This window comes from Pseudooceanicola lipolyticus (assembly GCF_002786325.1).
Classification (GTDB): Bacteria; Pseudomonadota; Alphaproteobacteria; order Rhodobacterales; family Rhodobacteraceae; genus Pseudooceanicola_C; species Pseudooceanicola_C lipolyticus.
Genome location: NZ_PGTB01000002.1, coordinates 133,014 through 152,089 on the forward strand (window position 1 = coordinate 133,014; position 19,076 = coordinate 152,089).

The window sequence follows — 19,076 nt, forward strand, 5'->3', positions numbered from 1 at the left end:
TAAATAAACCAGGCAAACCTCTGAATTTAGAGGTGGGAGGAGGAACAATGCGAGGAAAACTCGTAACCAACGAAAAACCGTGCGGTCAGGCTATGCGCGCCTCCATGAGGTGTGGGGCAAAAGCACGGGCCGCAACATGACCACGAATAACGGGCACGTATCCTCACCGCTTGCGGTGCGTGGTGCAACTTTGAAATTTGGCGGTGTGACGGCGCTCGACGATGTGAGCATTTCTGTGGCCGACGATGAATTGCTTGCAATTATCGGACCGAACGGAGCCGGAAAAACATCACTTCTGAACGTGACTGCGGGCTTCTACCGTCCGCAGAAGGGCCGTGTCGAATTGTCCGGGCAGGACGTGACCGGCCTGCGTGTTGACCAGATCGCCCGGCGCGGTCTGGCGCGGACGTTTCAGGGCACCCATCTTTTTGCCGGGCAGACGGTGGTGGAAAACATTATGATCGGCCGCCACATGCTGATGAAATCGAATGTAGTCCAGGCTTTTTTCCAGTTCGGTCCCGTGATGCGCGAGGAATCGGAACATCGTGAAGCCGCAGAGGAGATCATCGATTTTCTCGAGATCGAGGCAATCCGCAACCGGCCCGTGGGCACGTTGGGGTATGGGTTGCGCAAGCGTGTCGATCTGGGCCGTGCATTGGCGCAGGAACCGTCGATCCTGCTGATGGATGAACCGATGGCCGGCATGAACTCGGAGGAAAAAGAAGACCTGGCGCGCTTCATTCTCGATGTGCGCGAGGCGCGCAAGATTCCGGTAGTTCTGGTGGAGCACGACATGGGCGTCGTGATGGACCTTGCCGACCGGATCGTGGTGCTGGATTTCGGGCGGGTCATCGCCGAAGGCACCCCGGAAGAAATCCAGAAGGACCCGGCTGTCATAAAGGCATATCTGGGGTAGCGGCATGGTCAAACAACGGACAGCAATGGTCTTTTCGGACCCAGCAGTGACACATATCGAAACCCTGCCGCAGGTTTTGCTCGCGCGAGCGACATCCACACCGACCAACCTCGCCGAACGGCACAAGCGCCTGGGCATCTGGCGTGAATTCACCTGGGCCGATGTTCTTGATAGGGTTCGCGCCCTGGCTCTCGGGTTGGAGAACCTGGGCTTGTCGGCTGGCGAATCCGTCATGATGATCGGCGAAAACGAACCCGAACATTTCTGGGCTGAATACGCCGTCCAGTCGTTAGGCGGCAAAGTCCTGTCTGTCTATCCGGATCAAAACGCTGAAGAGATTCTGTATCTGGCCGAAGACTCGCAAACGCGGATTTTTCTGGCGCAGGATCAGGAGCAGGTCGATAAATGCATCGAGATTGCGGGCAAGTACTCGGGCGCCCTGGCGGTCGTTTACTGGGACGATTCCGGTCTGTGGGGCTATGATCATCCCCTGTTGCATTCGTTTGAAAGTGTGAGCGCGGCAGGGCGTCAGATCCACGCCAAGGAACCCGCCAGATTTGAAGAACACGTAAAACGTGGACGGGCGGACGATACCGCCTTGCTGTCCTATACCTCGGGTACCACGGGAAAACCCAAGGGCGTTGTCATCAGCCATCGCTACCTGTTCGACAATTGCTCGCGGGTGATGGGGGCAATCGAAATCGCGCCGGGCACCGAATACCTGACCTACATTTCGCCGGCCTGGGTCACGGAACAGATTTTCGGCCTGTCGATCGGTTTGATCGCGCCCATGGTCGTCAATTTCCCCGAAGGCCCTGAAGACGTACTGACCAACATTCGCGAACTGGCGGTCGACGCACTGGTGTTCAGCCCGCGCCAGTGGGAAAATCTCGCCTCCATCGTTCAGGCCCGGATGCTGGGGGCGGGCAAAATCCGCAATGCGATGTACAACTGGGGCATGAAGGTCGGCCACGACGTTTATGTGGAACGGCTGGAGGGGCGTAGCCCCAGCCTTGCCGCACGCCTGCAGCTTCCCTTTGCCGAAGCTCTGGTGCTGCATCACCTGCGCGACAATCTTGGCCTTGGTAAGGCCAAAAACGCAATGAGCGGCGGCGCCCTGATGGCACCTGACGTCTTTCGTATGTTCCACGCGATGGGGGTTAAGCTGCGCAACGTGTATGGCGCGACCGAAATCGGCCTTCTGACCGCGCATGTCGGCGAAAGCTATCAGCTGGAAACCAGCGGCAGCTGGATGCAAAGCAACACGAACTACGGCGAACCGCTGGAATACAGGGTCTCGGACGAAGGGGAGCTTCAGGTGCGTGGCGGATCGGGCTTCGGTGGCTATCACGGCAAGCCCGAAAAGACCGCAGAGGAATTGACCGAAGACGGTTGGTACAAGACCGGTGACGCGGTGTCGATGACCGACGACGGCGAGCTTTTGTTCTTTGACCGTGTCAAGGATATGCGCCGCCTGGCAAATGGGCACAGCTATCCGCCGCAATTCATCGAAACGCGGTTGCGGTATAGCCCCTTCATCAAGGATCTCATGACCTTGGGCGACGAAACCCGGAGCTTCGTCAGCGCGCTTATCAATATCGATATGGAAGTTCTCGGGCGTTGGGCGGAAGAGAACAAGATCAGCTTTTCGACCTACACCGATCTCTCGCAGAAACCCGAAGTTCTGGACCTTATCAAAGGCGAAGTGGCGCGCATCAATGCGCTCCTGCCCGAAGGCTCGCGCGTGGCACGTTTTGCGAATTTTCCCAAGGAACTCGACCCGGATGAAGGCGAGTTGACCCGCAGCCGAAAGCTTCGCCGGGCCTTTCTGGAGGAACGGTATGCCAAGCTCGTCGAGGCGATCTATGCTGGCGATGACGAGACAGATCTCGAAATCGCTGTGACCTATCAGGACGGCCGTCAAGGCGTTCTCAAGACCACGGTTCGCGTGTCGGATGTTGAAAACGCATCGAAGGCTGCCAAGCGGCAGTCCAAATCTTAAAGGAGGTCGGCGACAATGGTCTATTTCATCAATGACATCATTACCGGGGCTTTGATCGGCCTTCTGTATTCGCTGGTGGCCATGGGCTTTGTTGTGATTTACCGCGCCAGCAAGGTGTTCAACTTCGCGCAGGGCGAACTGGTGATCATCGGCGGGTTCATCGTCTGGTTCACAACGATGCAAGCGGGGCTTAGCCTTTGGTTGTCGATACCCCTTTCGCTGGTTCTGGCCGGGCTGGTCGGGTACGCAATCGAACGGATTTTCCTGACAAAGCTGATCGGTGAATCGGTTTTCTCGATGGTCATGGTCACCGTCGGCCTTTTGATCCTGCTGCGCGGTTTGGTGCTGCTTGTGTTCGGTCCCGCGGTAAGACCCTTCCCGATCATTTTTCCGCTGAAACCCTTGTTCCTCGGCGATATGTTGATCCCGATGAACCTCCTGATAGGTGGGATCATCACCATTGTCGCGGCCGTCGGCCTGTCGTGGTTCTTCAACCGGACCCGGTCCGGCCTCCGTATGACCGCTGTGGCGGAGGACCACGTCGTAGCTTCCTCGATGGGCATTTCGGTGAAAGGCTCGATTGCCGTTGCCTGGGTTCTCGGGGCAATCCTGTCCACAATTGGTGCGATGATCTTTCTCAGCGGCAAATCGCTGACCTTCCTGGCCTCGGATATCGGGTTCGCGGCCCTGCCAGTGGCGCTCTTTGCCGGGCTGGAATCCATCGGCGGGCTTATCCTGGCAGGAATAATCATCGGCATCGCGCAGAGCTTGACCACCAACTACCTTGATCCGTTGATCGGTGGCTCGCTCGGCAGTGTCGTTCCATATATCATAATGCTTGCCATTCTGCTGATCCGGCCGACCGGCCTGTTCGGCTGGCGCACAATCGAACGGGTGTAATCCATGGATCCTTCTGGCGTATTCCCGACAAGCTATCGCAGTGACAGACGTTTGATCCGAACGCGCTGGCAGTTTCTGGCCCTCGTCGTATTCATGGCTCTACTGCTGTTGGCGCCTTACCTGGTGAGCAGCCGTATCATCGCTATCCTGAATATGATGATGATCAGCGCCGTCATCGCCGTCGGGCTTCAGATCTGCACCGGCTATGCGGGCCAGATCAACCTGGGTCAGGCGGCGTTCATGGGGGTCGGCGCCTATACGGCCTCGATACTGGCCTCGAAGACCGGCCTTACGTTTCTGCTGACCATTCCTCTGGCCGGGCTCTCGGCTGCGCTGTTCGGCTTTCTCTTTGGCTTGACCGCGGCGCGGATCAAGGGGTTCTATCTGGCACTGACCACGATTGCAGCTCAGTTCCTGTTCCACTTTGCCGTATTGAACCTGCCGTCAACCTGGCTGGGTGGATCGAACGGTATCACCGTGCCCCCGGCCGAGCTTTTCGGGCTGCGATTTGTCAGCGAATCTTCGCAGTTCTATCTGAATTTCGCCGTGTCCGCGATCATGGTGGCGGGCGCGTTCGGGATCGTTCGGTCACGCTTCGGCCGTGCCTTCGTGGCGGTCAGGGATGATGACGTGGCCGCGGGTATAATGGGGATCAATGTCGCGGCCACAAAGGCAAATGCCTTCCTGATCGGCGCTTTCTATGCGGGCGTCGGCGGGGCGCTTTGGGCCTATCTGATCCGCTTCGTGGGGGTAGACCAGTTCACCCTGTTTCACTCTATCTTCTTCGTCGCGATGATCATCGTCGGCGGGATGGGTTCAATCGTGGGGGCCCTGATCGGCGTCTTCATTATCCGCATCATCCAGGAAATTATCGCGACGGTCGGCCCCAATATCGCCGACTCGGTATCATTCCTTGGCGGTGACATCGTGTTCGCTGGCATGAATGTCGTTCTTGGCGGCGTGATCGCATTGTTTATGATCCTCGAACCCAAGGGGCTGATGCACCGCTGGAACATCCTGAAGTCGTCATACCGTATCTGGCCGTTTCCTTACTGAGAAATAGAGCGGCTCTAAACCTGGGAGGAAGAATATGACTTACCAATCGAATCGAGGTCTTCGCGGCTTACTGGCAGCGGCTGCCTTGGCGGCCGCGGCGACCATGCCTTTGAAGGCGCAGGCCGAAGAGACCTATAATCTGGCCCTGCTGTCGGACTTTTCCGGCCCTTATGCTGACATCATGCCCATCCTGGCAGGCGGACGCGAAGCTGTGTTCACCTGGTGGAATGAAACCCGCGGCAAGGAACTTGGCGTCACGCTGAACTACAAAAACTACGAAACCCGCTATGACGCGGCACAGGTGGCAAGTCTCTGGCCCGGGATCAAATCGGAACTGGACCCGATTGCGGTTGTCGGCCTCGGCGGGCCTGACGTCGCGGCCCTTTCCGAACGCCTGCCGGAAGACAAAATCCCGATGTTCATGGCCACAGCGGCCTACGGTTTTGCCTGGCAACCGGATGCCTGGATTTTCAACCCACGCCCGACCTATTCGCACGAAAGTGTCGGCTTTCTAAACTGGATGCGTGAACAGCGCGGAGGAGACGAACCGCTCAAGGTTGCGATCCTCGCCTCCGAAGCATCGCCTGCCTATGTCGACATGGCAAAGGGCCTTGAACTCTATGCCGAAGAGCACCCCGAGGAGATCGACCTCGTCGAGGTCATCTATACCGAAGTTCAACCCACCGATCTGACGGGGCAAATGCGCCGCGTTGTACGAGCCGGGGCCGAGGCGCTGGTAATCCAAACGAACACCTCTATCGTGGTTGCCGCGAAACGTGGGCTGCAGGCCAACGGGGCGAACATCCCGATCATGATGAGTTCGCATAACGGGCTTCCAGCCTCGGGTGGCGCGCTTGGCGGGCTTGAGCAAATGGAGGGGGACTTTGAAGCCTACGGCATGGCGATTGCGGCCGATGAGGACACTCCCGCGCGACAATTCTACGAGACATTGGTTGCCGATTACGGACTCGAAGCACCTTGGAACGTAGTGACCGCAATGGGCGTATCTCAGGGTCTCTATACCGTGACCGTGATCGATCACGCGATCGAGGCGAACGGCGCCGAGGGCCTGACCGGAGAGATGGTACGTGAGGCGCTTTTTGCCAAACCGATCACCACCGAAGAAACCCATGGGTTCCTGCCGACCTTGTCCTTTACGCCAGAAGCACCGTTCCCATTGGAAGGCCTCAAAGTGAATGTGGGCACCGTCAAAGATGGGAAAATCACCATCGCGGCAACGGGTGTCGACGTTCCGCAAGTTGAGAAATGGTGAATTAATCCGGGCGCCGCAGTCGCGGCGCCCGTTCTGATCCTTAGCCCCGGGCAATATGACCATGCTGGAACTCAACAACGTAGAGGTGACATATTCCGACGTCATCCTGGCGCTCAAAGGCGTGTCCATGACAGTCCGTGCGGGACAATGTGTTGCTCTGCTCGGTGGCAATGGCGCAGGAAAAAGCACGACGCTTAAAGCCATCTCGGGAACGCTCAAATCCGAGGATGGAACCGTTTCGGCGGGGTCCATCGTTCTGGACGGAACTCCCATTCAGAACATGGAAGCCTCGGAAGTCGTGAAGAACGGTCTCATCCATGTGATGGAAGGGCGGCGCGTTTTGCGGCATCTGACGTCAGAGCAAAACCTGATCGTCGGCGGGCACATGGTGCCCAACTCCGCCGAGCTGAAAAAGCGCCTGGACCATGTTTACACCTTGATGCCCCGGCTTGCGGACCTGCGCAACCGCACCTCTGGCTTCATGTCTGGTGGCGAACAACAACTGCTGCTGATCGGCCGGGCCATGATGGCCAGCCCCAAGATCATCGCGATCGACGAACCGTCGTTGGGATTGGCCCCGATGATGATCCGGGATGTTTATGAAGTGCTCAAGCAGCTCAAGTCAGAAGGCACGACCTTCTTCCTGGTCGAACAAAACAGCGCCGCGGCGCTATCGATCGCCGACTATGCCTATGTGATGGAGAACGGCCGGATCGTGATGGACGGCCCTGCCGACAAGCTCGCTGACAACGAGGACATCAAGGAATTCTATCTCGGCGTCACCGCATCGGGCGAGCGCAAAAGCTATCGAGATATCAAACACTATCGCCGCCGGAAGAGATGGCTGGGCTGAGGAGAAGGAATTCATGAGCACCATCCTGGATATCAAGGGCCGCACCGCGCTGGTGACCGGCGCCGGACAGGGCGTGGGCCGGCAGGTCGCGCTTTATCTGGCGGAACATGGCGCAGGCGCTGTTGTGATCAATGATTTTCACGCCGATCGGGCGGAAAGCGTTGCCGCAGAAGTTGAAGCAGCTGGCGCCAAGGCATTGCCAATCGCCTTTGACGTCTCGAACTTCGAGGCGGTCGGCGCAGCTTTCGCCGAGGCGCAATCCGCGTTCGGCGGCGTGGATATCCTGGTCAACAACGCCGGGAACGCGGGGCCGACCTCGCGGCTCGATGATCTGGTGCCCTTCTGGGACTCAGACCCATCGGAATGGAAGCGCTGGATGGCGACCAATTTCGACGGCGTGTTGAACTGCACCCGTCACGCAATGCCCCTGATGGTCAAGGGCGGCTATGGGCGCATCGTGACGGTCATCTCCGACGCGGGCCGCGTGGGCGAGCCGCATCTGGCGGTCTACTCCGGCGCCAAGGCCGGCGCGGCCGGCTTCATGCGGGCAATTGCAAAAGCCGGTGGTCGGTTCGGGATCACCGCGAATTGCGTCGCCTTGGGGGGCACAAGAACTCCGGCTGTCGCCGACCTGATCCCGGATGCAGAGACCGAGAAGCGGGCATTGTCGCAATACGTGATCCGCCGTCTGGGCGAGCCGGAAGACCCCGCCGGAATGATCCTGTTCCTCTGCTCGGATGCTGCCAGCTGGATCACCGGTCAAACTTATCCGGTGAATGGCGGGTATTCTTTTGCCTGCTAGAGCCGCCATCGGACGGCTGCCGCCTCTAGTTGGAGCTGTCCGAAAAAACGCTGTCATTATCTGCCCCGAGCTCGGGGGGCAGATCCGGTATCGCGGTTTCGAAACCATCGAATTTCAACGGCTGGACAATAAAAGTCTCGGCCTTGCCGCCGTCATGCGTAATCTTGCGCAGCAGCTGGCGCGCACGCACATGGGGGTCGTCCAACGTTTCGACCAGGGAATTGACCGGACCCCATGGCACCCCCGCCTTATCCAGAAGGTCGCCCCATTCGGCGCGCGTCTTGTTGACCAAAATCGCCGCGATTTCTTCGCGCAGCGCGGCCTTGCGGGCGACACGGTCGCGGCCTGTCAACGGCGCAAGATCCGCCCTGTTGATCACATCGCAGAACGGTTTCCAGAACCAGTCCTCATGCGCGATGGACAAGGTCAAGAGCTTGCCGTCTTTGCAGGTGAACACGCCATAGCCCGGCTCGGCGATAAATTCGCCCAGCGGTGCTCCATTGGCGGCGGGAACGAGGAATGCGGTCAACATCGAAACCACCGCATCCGTCATGGACACGTCCACGTAACGCCCCTGCCCTGTGCGCTGGCTCGACACCACCGCCGACAGGATTGCGATCGCCGCGAACAACGCCGCGCCAACATCCGCAAGGGGGATCGGCGGCACAGGGCCGGGCTGCTTTGCATCGGCCTGATCGGCCAGCAAACCGCCAACCCCTTCATAGCTCAGGTCATGGCCAGCCCTGTCACGATAGGGGCCGTCCTGCCCGTAACCCGAAATCGATACATAAACCAGCCGCGAGTTGACACTACGCATGTCCTCGAAACCGGCACCCAAGGCCGCAAGCTTGCCAGGGCGGAACCCTTCGACGATGACATCCGATTCCTTGGCCAGTTCGCGAAACCGTGCCAGCCCCTCGGCCGATTTCAGATCCAACGCAACGCTGCGCTTGCCTCGGTTCAGTGCCCGGAACAAGGGCGGAAATTGCCGGGCCGGATCGCCGACACCCGGTCGTTCGATCATGATCACCTCGGCTCCCATGTCGGACAACAGCATTGTGGCATAGGGACCGGGAAACTGTTCGGCAAGGCTGAGAATTTTCAGGCCGGCCAGGGGTGCAGTGCTCATATCAATCTCCAGCTCTTTTGTTTTCCACGTGCGGGTCCGCCCGAGTGCAGCGCAAATCGCCGCAAAAGACAAGGCGAAAAACCAATAATATGTATAATTATCAGGAGCTTAGCATGAGTGAAGCAAAGCAGACGCTATTCGTTGAGCGGGTCGCAAAAACTGAATGGATTACCTTCCAGCGCACCGAACAGCTCAACGCAATGTCAACGCAGATGCTGCGCGAGATGGCGGCAGCACTGGAATCGGCGCTGGCCGACGATGGGGTGCGTACAATTGTCCTGACCGGCTCTGGCCGGGCATTCTGCGCCGGTGCCGATCTGAAAGAAGTTGCTGGCGCCAAACATGCACCAGGCGAGCCGGATCTTCTGGATCTTGTCGATCACACGTTTGGGCTGATGCGACATGGCCCGAAACCGGTGATCGCCGCAGTGAACGGGCTGGCGATGGCGGGCGGTTTGGAAATGGTGATGGCCTGCGATCTGGTCTTTGCCGCCGAAAGCGCGCAACTGGGCGACGCACATTCCAACTTTGGCGTCTTTCCCGGGGCCGGCGGTGCGGCGATCCTGCCGCGTAGGATTGGCCTGAACCGCGCGAAATACCTGCTGTTCTCGGGCGAGAACGTTTCGGCACGGGACATGATGGACTGGGGACTGGTGAACAAGGTCATCGCGGACGAAGACCTGCGACAAGCGGTGCAGGCCTTTACCGACAGGCTGGCAGAAAAAAGCCCGGCGGTCTTACGCCGCATGAAGACGGTTTCCAATCGGTCGCTGGACGTGGACGAAACCGCCGCGCTTTCCGAAGAGATGCTGAACCTGCGCGCGCACATGCGATCCTGGGACATGCACGAGGGTCTGTCGGCGTTCAATGAAAAACGAAAACCGCAGTTTCGCGGATACTAGGTCAGGAGGACAAACGATGCAGGACATTTACATCGTTGGCATCGGGATGACGCCGTTCGGAAAGTTCCGGGACAAAACCATCAAGGACATGACCGGCGAGGCCGTCGCCGCCGCGCTTTCCGATGCCCGAGTGACGGCAGATCGTATCGACGGCGCATTCTTCTCGAACGCGGTGCAGGGCCACATGGAGGGCCAGCACATGATCCGCGGCGAAATCGCGCTGCGTGAAATGGGCATTCAGGGCATTCCGGTGGTGAATGTCGAAAACGCCTGCGCCAGCGCCTCGACCGGGTTCAAACTGGCAGTCGATTTCCTCAAGGCCGGCAATGGCGACTGCTGTCTCGCCGTGGGCGCCGAAAAGATGTATTCTGACGACCGTGCGTTGATGTTTTCGGCCTTCGACAGCGGCTGGGACGTCAGCAACAGCGAAGAGGTCGCGCAACGGCTGGCCGATCTGGGTGCAGGGGTCGAGGAACCCGAAGGATCGAAATCGCCCAAGCCCTACAGCGTGTTCATGGATGTCTACGCAGGCTTCGCCCGGCTGCACATGAAGACCTTTGGCACAACTCAGGAACAGTTCGCCGCCGTCGCCGCCAAGAACCATGCGCATTCCGTGCATAATCCACTGGCGCAATACCGAGAAGCCATGAGCGTCGATCGGGTATTGGCCGCGCCGCCGATCACCTATCCGCTGACCCTGCCGATGTGCGCCCCGATCTCGGACGGGGCCGCTGCGGCCGTTTTATGCACCGGCGAGGGGATAAAACGTCTGGGCCTAGATCCCGCGCGCGCGATCAAGGTCAAGGCCGCGATCCTGCGCTCGGGCACCGATCGTCCGCCGGAAGATTACAAGAACCACCTGACCCGGCTTGCCGCGCTTGAGGCCTATGAACAGGCCGGGATCGGCCCCGAGGATATATCGGTGGCCGAAGTGCATGACGCCACGGCCGTGGGCGAAGTGATCCAGATCGAGAACCTCGGATTTGTCGAATTCGGCGAGGGCGGTCCCGCCAGTCTGCGCGGCGAGACAAAGATCGGTGGACGCATTCCGGTGAACCCCTCGGGCGGGTTGGAATCCAAGGGCCACCCGGTCGGTGCCACAGGGATAGGGCAGGTTTTCGAACTGGTCACGCAACTACGCGGCGAAGCTGGCGCGCGTCAGGTCGAAGGGGCAAAGAACGCCATCGCCGAAAACGGCGGGGGGTTGCACGGGGTAGAAGAAGCGGCCGCCTGCGTCACCATTCTGGGCCGTTGAAACAAGGAGACGAACCATGGAAAACGTGATCGCCGCCGCTCAGGCAATCTATACAGATGAGCAACGCATGTTGCTGGAAAACTTCCGCAAGATGGCCGAGGCAGAGTTCGCGCCGCTGGCCGAGAAATACGAGAACCTCGGCCACCCCCCCGATGCGAAAACCCTGAAGTCCCTGTTCGCCAAGGTCGAGGAATTCGGGCTGATCAGCGGCCTGATCCCCGAAGAGGACGGCGGTGCCGGAATCGACCGCATGACCTATGGCATCCTATACGAGGAACTGGCCCGGATATGGGCCGATCTGGCAATCGCGGTGCTGATTCAGGGTCATGCCGTGTTCGCGGTCAACCTCTTGGGAAATGTGGCGCAGAAAGAGGCCTATCTGAAGCCGCTCCTGCGCAGCGAACGGATCTGTGCCACCTGTATTTCCGAACCAGAGGTCGGTTCGAACGTACGCGAGGTCAAGACACGTGCGGACCGCGAGGGCGATAAGATTTTCGTCACTGGCCAGAAGCTCTGGATTTCCAATGGGGCCCAGTCGGATTTCGCCATCGTTGTCTGCAATCTGGACGACGGTATTTCCATGGTCATCGTCGACCGCGATACCGGCAACTACGAGAGCCGCGAATTGCGCAAGCTGGGGCTTGTCGGTGCATCGACCTGCGAATTGTTTTTCGACCGTGCCGAAACCAGCGCTGACCATGTTCTGGGTAATGCAGGCGGCGGCCTGTTCCAGACATTGAAACTGTTTGAGAGCGCTCGCGTGTTTGTCGGCCTGACGAGCATTGGCATAGCGCAGGCGGCGTTGGAATGTGCCGTCAAATATGCGCAGGATCGCCAACAACATGGTAAGCCGATCGGCGGGCACCAGTTGATTCAAGGCTACCTGGCCGACATGGCCACGCACCTGGATGCCGCGCGCCTGTTGTGCCAGCGCGGGCTGCAACTTCTGGACCTGGGCGTGCGCTGTGACACCCAGACCTCGATGGCGAAATGGTATGCAACCGAAATGGCCGTCGAAATCGCCGGCAAAGCGGTGCAGATCCACGGCGGCAACGGCATCACCAAAGAGTTCCCCGTTGAACGGCACTTCCGCAATGCAAAGGTCATGCCGATTCCCGATGGCACCACCGAAATCCAAAAACTGGTCATCGGGCGCAACCTGACCGGGCTTAACGCGTTCTGAAAAGGGCCTTGGCCGCCCCACCGTCGGCGCTCGTCAGCGTCGAGGGTGGGCACGACCCGGAGTGATCGCGATACGGGCGAAGAGTCAGTAGGACTTGGGCATCCCCAATGCCTTCTCGGCCACGTAGGAGAGGATCAACTCCTCGCTGACCGGCGCGATGAAGTTCAGTACGCTTTCGCGAAAGTAACGCTCGACGTGGTATTCCTGCGCGAAGCCAAAGCCGCCGTGGGTGCGCACCGCGCGGAATGCCGCTTCGTAGGCCGCCGAGCCGGCGAGGTTGCGCGCGGTATTGGCCTCCAGCCCGCAGGGCTTGCCCTGATCGTAAAGCGTGGCGGCTTTGTAGGTCATCAGTTCCGCCGCCTGAAGGCGCATCCACACCGAGGCCAGCGGATGCTGGATCGCCTGGTTCTGGCCGATTGGACGGTCGAAGACGACGCGTTCGCGCGCATAGGCGGCCGCCTTTTCCAGTACGTACATCCCAAACCCGACCGCAGCCGCGGCGACAATGATCCGCTCGGCATTCAGCCCGTGGAGCAGGACCTTGAAACCCTCACCTTCCGCGCCGATGCGGTCCTCTTCGGGCACCTCCAGCCCATCAATGAAGATAGCGTTGGAGTCGACCGCCTTGCGGCCCATCTTGGCAATTTCATGCACGTCGATCTTGCTGCGGTCGAAATCGGTGTAGAACACTGACATGCCGTCGGTCGGTCGCTCGCAGTCCTCGATGGGCGTGGTCCGGGTCACCAGCAGGATGTGATCTGCGCGCTGTGCGGTCGAGGTCCAGACCTTGCGCCCGTTGACCACATACCCACCGTCTTCGCGTCGGCGCGCAAAGGTCGAGATATGCGTGGTATCAAGGCCGGCGTCCGGTTCGGTTACGCCGAAGCAGGAGCGGTGCTCTCCGCGGATCAGAGGCGGCAGCATTCGAGCCTTCTGTTCGTCGGTGCCGAAGCCGACCACCGGTTGCAGCCCAAAGATATTGATATGCACCGCGGAACTGGCCGCCGCGCCGTAACGCCCGATCTCCTGCATGACCAGCGATGCCTCTGTGATACCCAGGCCCGATCCGCCATACTGCTCTTCCATCGTGACGCCATAGAAACCGCCCTTTGCGATCTCGGCCGCAAAATCTTCGGGGAAGGTCCCGGTTCGTTCGCGTTCCAGCCAGTAGGCATCGTCGAAACGCGAGCAGATCCTGGCCACCGCGTCGCGGATGGCCCGTTGCTCTTCGGTGAGATCGAAATCCATGCGATCACTCCTTCTTCTGACGTGGGTGTGGTTCGCCCGAATGCTCGGGCGGGGCGGGTTCCGCCATATGCGGGCGCCAGGAGCCGGGATCTCCTGTGGCGAGATTGCCGAACTGGCGCTCGGCGGAAAAGACGTCGCTGCGGATCTGCACGAGGTGAGCCATGACCGGGCGGCCTTCGGGATCGAACAAGCGCGAGACCACATGGGCCACCGGCTCGCTGAGGGTGATGCCCAACAGGTGCGCGGTGGCGATGTCGGCCCGAACGATGGTGATGATCTGGTCGCCCGACAGATCCGTCATGCCGGTGTGGTCGCGCAGCAGTTGCGAATATAGCTGCGTTTCGTCAGCGCCCTCGGGCAGCATCTCGAAATAGCGTTGCGGCAGCCACAGATCGACCAGCGAATACGGCTGCTGCCCGGCGTGATGGCGCTTGCGCACATGAACCAGCGGCGTTTCCATCCCCGTCAGGTCGCGGCCAAGATCGGGAAGCTCCTTACAGGGCGCACGCGACAATATATCTATACGCACCTGTGCCCCGAGCGTCAGCGGATCGTAGGCGGGCGCACGTGGCTCGCTCTCCTCGGCCGCCGCAGTCACGAAGGTGCCCAGTCCGCGCGTGCTGTCGATCATGCCCTCATTGCGCAGAACCCCAAGAGCCTGGCGGACGGTTTCGCGCGCCAGGCCGTATTCGTCGCGCAGGGCCGGAAGGGTTGGCAACTGGCTGTGTATGGGCCAATCGCCGCAGCGAATCTTTTCGCGAAATAGGCTTGCGAGCTTGAGATACAAGGGGATGCCGTCACGCTGCCGAAGCAGTTCCCTGGCCGAGCCTTCCTCCGGGCGGGGACAGTGGCCGACGCCGGTGGTCCGGGTGCCGCTCAAGGCTGGTCGCCGGACCGAGGCACCGCTCCTGTCAGACCGTCGTTTACCGACGAGTCCTGCTCGGGTTGCACAACGACACCGGCCTTTATCAGTTGAGCAACCCTTTCCGGTGAGAAGCCGAACTCTTCCAGGATCGCCGTGCCCTGTGCGCCAAGGGCAGGTGCCGGAAGATCGGGGCCCATCTCGACGCCGCGCATCGTATAAGGGCTTCGGACCCGGCGCATCGGCCCCTGCTGGGGATGGTCATAATCTTCTATCAGGCCAACGGCGCGGACATGCGGATCGTCGGGCAGGTCCTCCATCGCCATCACTGGGGCATTGGGAATATCGAGGGCATCGAACAGCGCCTGCCACTCTGCGGTGGTCCGCTGCGGCAGGATATGCGTTACAACAAGTTCATAGAGTTCGGGAAAATGCCGCTGTGCGGTCGCCGCGTCGGTCATCATGGGGCCGTCGGCCACGTCGTCGCGACCCACAGCACGCAGAAACCGCTGCCATTGATCGAATTTGTAGATCCCGTGCGCGATGAAACCGTCGCTGGTTTGCGCTGGTTTGCGGAATGGACTCATGACCCGCGCATAGCCGAACCCGCCTTCCGGAGGCCGGAAGGCCGCCCCGTTGAAATGCTGGCTCAACATCACCGATATCATCGTTTCGAACATCGGCGTTTCGATGTAGCACCCTTCGCCGGTGGTGCGCTGCCGGAACAGGCCGGCCAGCATCGCCTGACCCAGCGCCAGCCCGGTGATCTTGTCGGCGGCCACCATCGGCACAAAGGCGGGGGCACCTGCGTTGCGCCCGTTGGCCTCGGCCAGACCCGACCGGGCCTGAATCAGGTCATCGAAGGCGGGCAAGTCGGCATAGGGCCCGTCCTGCCCGAACCCGATCGCGGCGCAGTAGACGATGCGCGGATTGACCTCCCGCACGGCGTCATATCCAAGACCCAGCCGCTCGATCGCAGGCACTCGCATATTGTGAACCACGATGTCCGCCTGACTCAGCATCTCCAGCAGCGCCGCACGCCCTTCGGGGGATTTGAGATCAAGCGCAATGCTGCGTTTGTTCCGGTTCACCGCCATCCACTGAGCGGTCATACCCGGCACGCGCGAGGCGCCGAGGCGCCGATAATAGTCGCCTTCCGGCGCTTCGACCTTGATCACATCAGCGCCGAAATCGCCCAGGAACTGGGTGGCGTAGGGGGCCAGGAGAATATGGCCCAGCTCTACCACGCGCACCCCGTCGAGCATTTGAAACATGATTCCCCCCCCCGGCACCGGATCGGCTGCACCGACCGCACGCTACAAAAGACTAAAAGACTGTATTGCTAGTTTTTTTGCACGGGGAGCGTTGACATGCAAGGGGGCCTTGCTAAGTTTGGCGCCACAATGAGGCTAAGGCGGCTCGTTTCCGGCGTGGAAATCGCCGATGGAAATGGCCCGAAATAGCGCCAAAAAAAAGGGGGGGGGTGGCCGCAATGGAACCGCCGAAGAAAAGGGGGGGCGCGCGCGGCCTGTTGGCCGTTTCGCGGGGGCTGGCCGTGCTAGAGACCGGGTTTGCGGCGCTGGCCTGTGTCGCACTGGCGGTGATCATGCTGATCGTGGTCGTGGATGTTGCGATGCGCTACGCGCTTTCGATGCCACTGGGCTGGTCCTACGACCTGATCGGTCTCTACCTTGTGGTCACGGTATTCTTCCTGATGCTGCCCGACACACTCCATCATCACGGGCACGTGGCAATCGATCTGTTCCAAAACATACTTCCGCGACGGGTTCGCCATCTGGGGCAGGCGGTGGGCTATGCTGCAGGGGCAGTTGTCATGGCGCTGATCGCGTTCGAGGCCTGGGGCCGCTTCCAGAGCGCCTATGCCGGGCAGGACCGGATCGCCGCGCTGGTCCCATGGCTGACCTGGCCGGCCTATCTGGTCGTCCTGATTGGCACCGCGCTGCTGACGCTGCGCCTGATCTACCGGGTGGTCGGGCACGCGTTTTCCATCTTCTCGCGCCACGATCTGGTTGAAATGCCGCCCCCGCCCGAGACCACCGCGCTCCAAGGGGAGGACGTCCTGTGACGGTGGCTCTGGTAATTGCGCTTCTGGCCGGGCTGCTTGTGATCGGGCTGCCGGTGGCCTTGGCAATGGCGATTTCGGGGTCTGTAGGGCTCTATCTGTTCGGCGGCATGGCGGTACTGGGCGGCATCCTGAAGACTGCACCCCTAAGTACCGCGAATTCCTACGAAATCATCACCATCCCGATGTTCATCCTGATGGCCGAATTCGTGATCATCTCGGGCGTGGCGCAAGATCTCTTTCGCGCTGCAACCATTTGGGTCGGCCGTCTCCGCGGCGGCCTGGCCATGGCTACCGCGGTAGCCGGGGCGGGCTTTGGCGCGATCTCGGGGTCGAGCACGGCAGCGGCGGCAACGCTGGCATCCACTTCGATCCCGGCGATGATCGACGAAGGCTACGACCCCAAGCTGGCCAGCGGCGTCGTGGCGATTTCGGGCACACTGGCGATGTTGATTCCGCCATCTGTGGCGCTGATTCTCTATGGGATCATTGCCGATGTCTCGGTCGGACAGCTGCTGGTGGCGGGGGTGATACCGGGGATTCTGGTCGCTCTGACCATCATGGCCACGGTCGCGGTTCTGGTGCGGATTGATCCCTCGGTCGCGCCTGCCGGCCAGCCTTACAGCTTTCGCGATAAATTTGCGTCGCTGTCGCGTGTCGGGCCAATGCTGCTGCTGTTCCTGGCCGTCACCGGCACGATCTACTCGGGCATTGCCACGCCGACCGAGGCATCGGGGATCGGCGCCTTCGGCGCGATGCTGCTGGCGCTGCACGAGCGCAAACTGGGATTCAGCCAAGCCTGGGGTTGCCTGAGACGGGCGGCGCAGACCACCTGCATGATCCTTTTCGTGATCCTCGGCGCGCATATCTTTGGCTATTTCTTCACCCTCACGCGGGTGACCAACGATTTGACCCAATGGATCGGCGGCCTTGGTATTTCGCCGATGGGGGTGATGGTGGTGATCCTGATCATCTACGTCTTTCTGGGTGCCTTCATGGACCAGATCGCCATCCTCATCCTGACGGTGCCGGTGCTTTTGCCGCTGGTCCTGTCGCTGGGCTTCGACCCGATCTGGTTCGGGGTGATCGTCGTGGTGACGGCCGAGGTCGGCATGGTCACTCCGCCGCTGGGCATGAATGTCTTTGTGGTGGCCCGATATACCCGGCGACCCTTGGGCGAAATCTTTCGCGGGACGTTTCCGCATGTTCTGGCGCATTTGCTGGTGATCGCGTTGCTCACTGCATTTCCCGTGCTGGTGCTGTGGCTGCCCTCGACAATGAACTGACGACGTCGGCCTGCGCAATAGCGCCAGTCCATAACCCTAAAAGACAGGAGGAGAATGAAATCATGACCAGAATATCCAAATTCCCATCGCCCTTACGGACAGCGGGCTGGGCCCTGAGCGTTGCCTTGCTACCGCTCGCCGTGCAGCCGGTTGCAGCGCAGGAGATCGAACTGCGCGCGGCCGACAGCCTGCCCACCGGCCATTACATTGCCCAGAGCCTGATCGAACCTTTCATGGAACGGGTGAGCGAGCGGACCGGGAAAACCGAGTTCGCGTACTTCCCGGCTCAGCAACTCGGCAAGGCCAAGGACCTGCTCTCGCTGACCCAGACCGGCGTGACCGATATCGGCTATGTCGGCCCCTCCTATGTCAGCGACAAGATGCCCCTTTCGGCGGTCGGGCAGTTGCCCGAGGCGTTTTCGACGTCGTGTGAGGGCACGATGGCCTATTGGGAGATCGCCAAGCCCGGCGGCGCGCTAGACCAGGCCGAATTCGCGCCGAACGGCGTGCGCCTGCTGATGGCGATGGTGCTGCCGCCCTACAACCTGCTGACGTCGAGCCGTGAGATCACCGGTTTGGACAGCATGGACGGCCTGAAGATCCGCAGCACTGGCGGCGCGCTTGACCTGACCGTCCAGAAAATCGGCGGCGTGCCGGTGCAGATGCCGGCGCCCGAAGTGCGCGAGGCGCTGTCGCGCGGGACGATCGACGCCGGGCTCTTCCCCTATCCCAGTGTCACCCCTTACGGAATGGAAACATTCCTTGACTGGGGTACGCAGGGGATGAACTTTGGTTCCTTTGTCGCGACCTACGTGATCAGGCAGGAAAAGTGGGACAGTCTGCCCGAAGACGTCCAGCAGGCGATCACCGAGATCGGCGAAGATTTGACTAGGGAAGGATGCGAAACTGCCGACCGCCAGAACCTTGAAGTCAAGCAGCAGATCGCCGAGGCGGGCGTGACCTTCGTTGACCTGCCCGCCGGAGATGTCGAAAAGCTGAACCAGATCCTGTCGACGGTTGGGTCCGAATGGGCCGAGCAACTCGATGCCCAAGGCAAGCCCGGAACCGAGATCCTGGAAGCCTTCCGGTCCGCGCTGAAAAGGAACTGATACCAGATCGTGGTCGGCCCGGCTCCTGTGTCGGGCCAGGCCACCAAAAACGCGCAGAAGTCAGCCGGTGGGTGCATCTGAATCCTGCCCTTCGACACTCAGCCTGGTCGTCCGTTATGCAGCTGAAGTCCGGGCGAGCCGTGCATACGTTCGGCCACATTGATCTGGCGTAGATGCGCCTCGCCGGTCCCGATCTCGGCGACGAGTTGATGCGCGA

The 19,076-nt window shown here is 60.5% G+C and carries 17 protein-coding genes; 13 read left to right on the forward strand and 4 right to left on the reverse strand.

Annotated features, from left to right (window positions below; all coding sequences use genetic code 11):
* Positions 1-136: 136 nt before the first annotated feature.
* The 7 genes from CVM52_RS01840 to CVM52_RS01870 all read left to right on the forward strand — a co-directional run bounded on the left by CVM52_RS01840 (position 137) and on the right by CVM52_RS01870 (position 7,802).
* Positions 137-916 (forward strand): ABC transporter ATP-binding protein, encoded by a 780-nt coding sequence (locus CVM52_RS01840; RefSeq protein ID WP_028288584.1) that lies wholly within the window; start codon positions 137-139, stop codon positions 914-916.
* Between the two features lie 46 nt (positions 917-962).
* On the forward strand, positions 963-2,918 hold the full coding sequence (locus tag CVM52_RS01845) for an AMP-binding protein (protein ID WP_240620824.1): 1,956 nt from the start codon (positions 963-965) through the stop codon (positions 2,916-2,918).
* A gap of 15 nt (positions 2,919-2,933) precedes the next feature.
* Positions 2,934-3,818: a branched-chain amino acid ABC transporter permease gene (locus CVM52_RS01850; protein ID WP_028288586.1), complete on the forward strand. Its 885-nt coding sequence runs from the start codon at positions 2,934-2,936 to the stop codon at positions 3,816-3,818.
* Positions 3,819-3,821: 3 nt separating this feature from the next.
* A complete protein-coding gene (locus tag CVM52_RS01855) occupies positions 3,822-4,874 on the forward strand; it encodes a branched-chain amino acid ABC transporter permease (RefSeq protein ID WP_100160973.1) in 1,053 nt (350 codons plus the stop codon).
* Positions 4,875-4,908: 34 nt separating this feature from the next.
* A complete protein-coding gene (locus CVM52_RS01860; protein ID WP_051630972.1) occupies positions 4,909-6,147 on the forward strand; it encodes an ABC transporter substrate-binding protein in 1,239 nt (412 codons plus the stop codon).
* A gap of 61 nt (positions 6,148-6,208) precedes the next feature.
* Positions 6,209-7,000 (forward strand): ABC transporter ATP-binding protein, encoded by a 792-nt coding sequence (locus CVM52_RS01865; protein WP_028288589.1) that lies wholly within the window; start codon positions 6,209-6,211, stop codon positions 6,998-7,000.
* 13 nt (positions 7,001-7,013) lie between these two features.
* The gene (locus tag CVM52_RS01870; protein WP_028288590.1) at positions 7,014-7,802 is read left to right on the forward strand and encodes an SDR family NAD(P)-dependent oxidoreductase; all 789 of its coding nucleotides are present in this window, start codon (positions 7,014-7,016) and stop codon (positions 7,800-7,802) included.
* 25 nt (positions 7,803-7,827) lie between these two features.
* Here the strand turns inward: CVM52_RS01870 and CVM52_RS01875 are convergent, their stop codons facing one another.
* Positions 7,828-8,931 (reverse strand): CaiB/BaiF CoA transferase family protein, encoded by a 1,104-nt coding sequence (locus CVM52_RS01875; RefSeq protein WP_240620825.1) that lies wholly within the window; start codon positions 8,929-8,931, stop codon positions 7,828-7,830.
* A gap of 44 nt (positions 8,932-8,975) precedes the next feature.
* Here CVM52_RS01875 and CVM52_RS01880 point away from each other — a divergent pair, with 44 nt between their 5' ends.
* Genes CVM52_RS01880 through CVM52_RS01890 form a run of 3 tightly spaced genes read left to right on the forward strand, consistent with a single transcriptional unit; the run spans position 8,976 to position 12,271 of the window.
* Positions 8,976-9,833, forward strand: a complete 858-nt coding sequence (locus CVM52_RS01880) for an enoyl-CoA hydratase/isomerase family protein (RefSeq protein ID WP_240620826.1) — start codon at positions 8,976-8,978, stop codon at positions 9,831-9,833.
* Between the two features lie 16 nt (positions 9,834-9,849).
* Entirely contained in the window at positions 9,850-11,088 is a 1,239-nt protein-coding gene (locus CVM52_RS01885; protein ID WP_027264384.1) for a thiolase family protein, read from the forward strand.
* 16 nt (positions 11,089-11,104) lie between these two features.
* The gene (locus tag CVM52_RS01890; protein WP_036051588.1) at positions 11,105-12,271 is read left to right on the forward strand and encodes an acyl-CoA dehydrogenase family protein; all 1,167 of its coding nucleotides are present in this window, start codon (positions 11,105-11,107) and stop codon (positions 12,269-12,271) included.
* A gap of 84 nt (positions 12,272-12,355) precedes the next feature.
* Here CVM52_RS01890 and CVM52_RS01895 read toward each other — a convergent pair whose 3' ends face one another.
* Genes CVM52_RS01895 through CVM52_RS01905 form a run of 3 tightly spaced genes read right to left on the reverse strand, consistent with a single transcriptional unit; the run spans position 12,356 to position 15,646 of the window.
* Positions 12,356-13,519: an acyl-CoA dehydrogenase family protein gene (locus CVM52_RS01895; RefSeq protein ID WP_027264382.1), complete on the reverse strand. Its 1,164-nt coding sequence runs from the start codon at positions 13,517-13,519 to the stop codon at positions 12,356-12,358.
* A gap of 4 nt (positions 13,520-13,523) precedes the next feature.
* The gene (locus tag CVM52_RS01900) at positions 13,524-14,399 is read right to left on the reverse strand and encodes a GntR family transcriptional regulator (protein ID WP_027264381.1); all 876 of its coding nucleotides are present in this window, start codon (positions 14,397-14,399) and stop codon (positions 13,524-13,526) included.
* The gene (locus CVM52_RS01905; RefSeq protein WP_051372697.1) at positions 14,396-15,646 is read right to left on the reverse strand and encodes a CaiB/BaiF CoA transferase family protein; all 1,251 of its coding nucleotides are present in this window, start codon (positions 15,644-15,646) and stop codon (positions 14,396-14,398) included. Before CVM52_RS01905 ends, CVM52_RS01900 begins: the two co-directional genes overlap by 4 nt.
* A 227-nt stretch (positions 15,647-15,873) precedes the next feature.
* On the opposite strand from CVM52_RS01905, the gene CVM52_RS01910 reads away from it, so the two are divergent.
* The 3 genes from CVM52_RS01910 to CVM52_RS01920 all read left to right on the forward strand — a co-directional run bounded on the left by CVM52_RS01910 (position 15,874) and on the right by CVM52_RS01920 (position 18,859).
* On the forward strand, positions 15,874-16,467 hold the full coding sequence (locus CVM52_RS01910) for a TRAP transporter small permease (protein ID WP_083545805.1): 594 nt from the start codon (positions 15,874-15,876) through the stop codon (positions 16,465-16,467).
* Complete coding sequence (locus tag CVM52_RS01915) at positions 16,464-17,750, forward strand: TRAP transporter large permease (protein WP_027264380.1); 1,287 nt, start codon at positions 16,464-16,466, stop codon at positions 17,748-17,750. The genes CVM52_RS01910 and CVM52_RS01915 overlap by 4 nt, the downstream gene beginning before the upstream one ends.
* Before the next feature lie 62 nt (positions 17,751-17,812).
* The gene (locus CVM52_RS01920; RefSeq protein WP_036051585.1) at positions 17,813-18,859 is read left to right on the forward strand and encodes a TRAP transporter substrate-binding protein; all 1,047 of its coding nucleotides are present in this window, start codon (positions 17,813-17,815) and stop codon (positions 18,857-18,859) included.
* Positions 18,860-19,076: the final 217 nt, after the last annotated feature.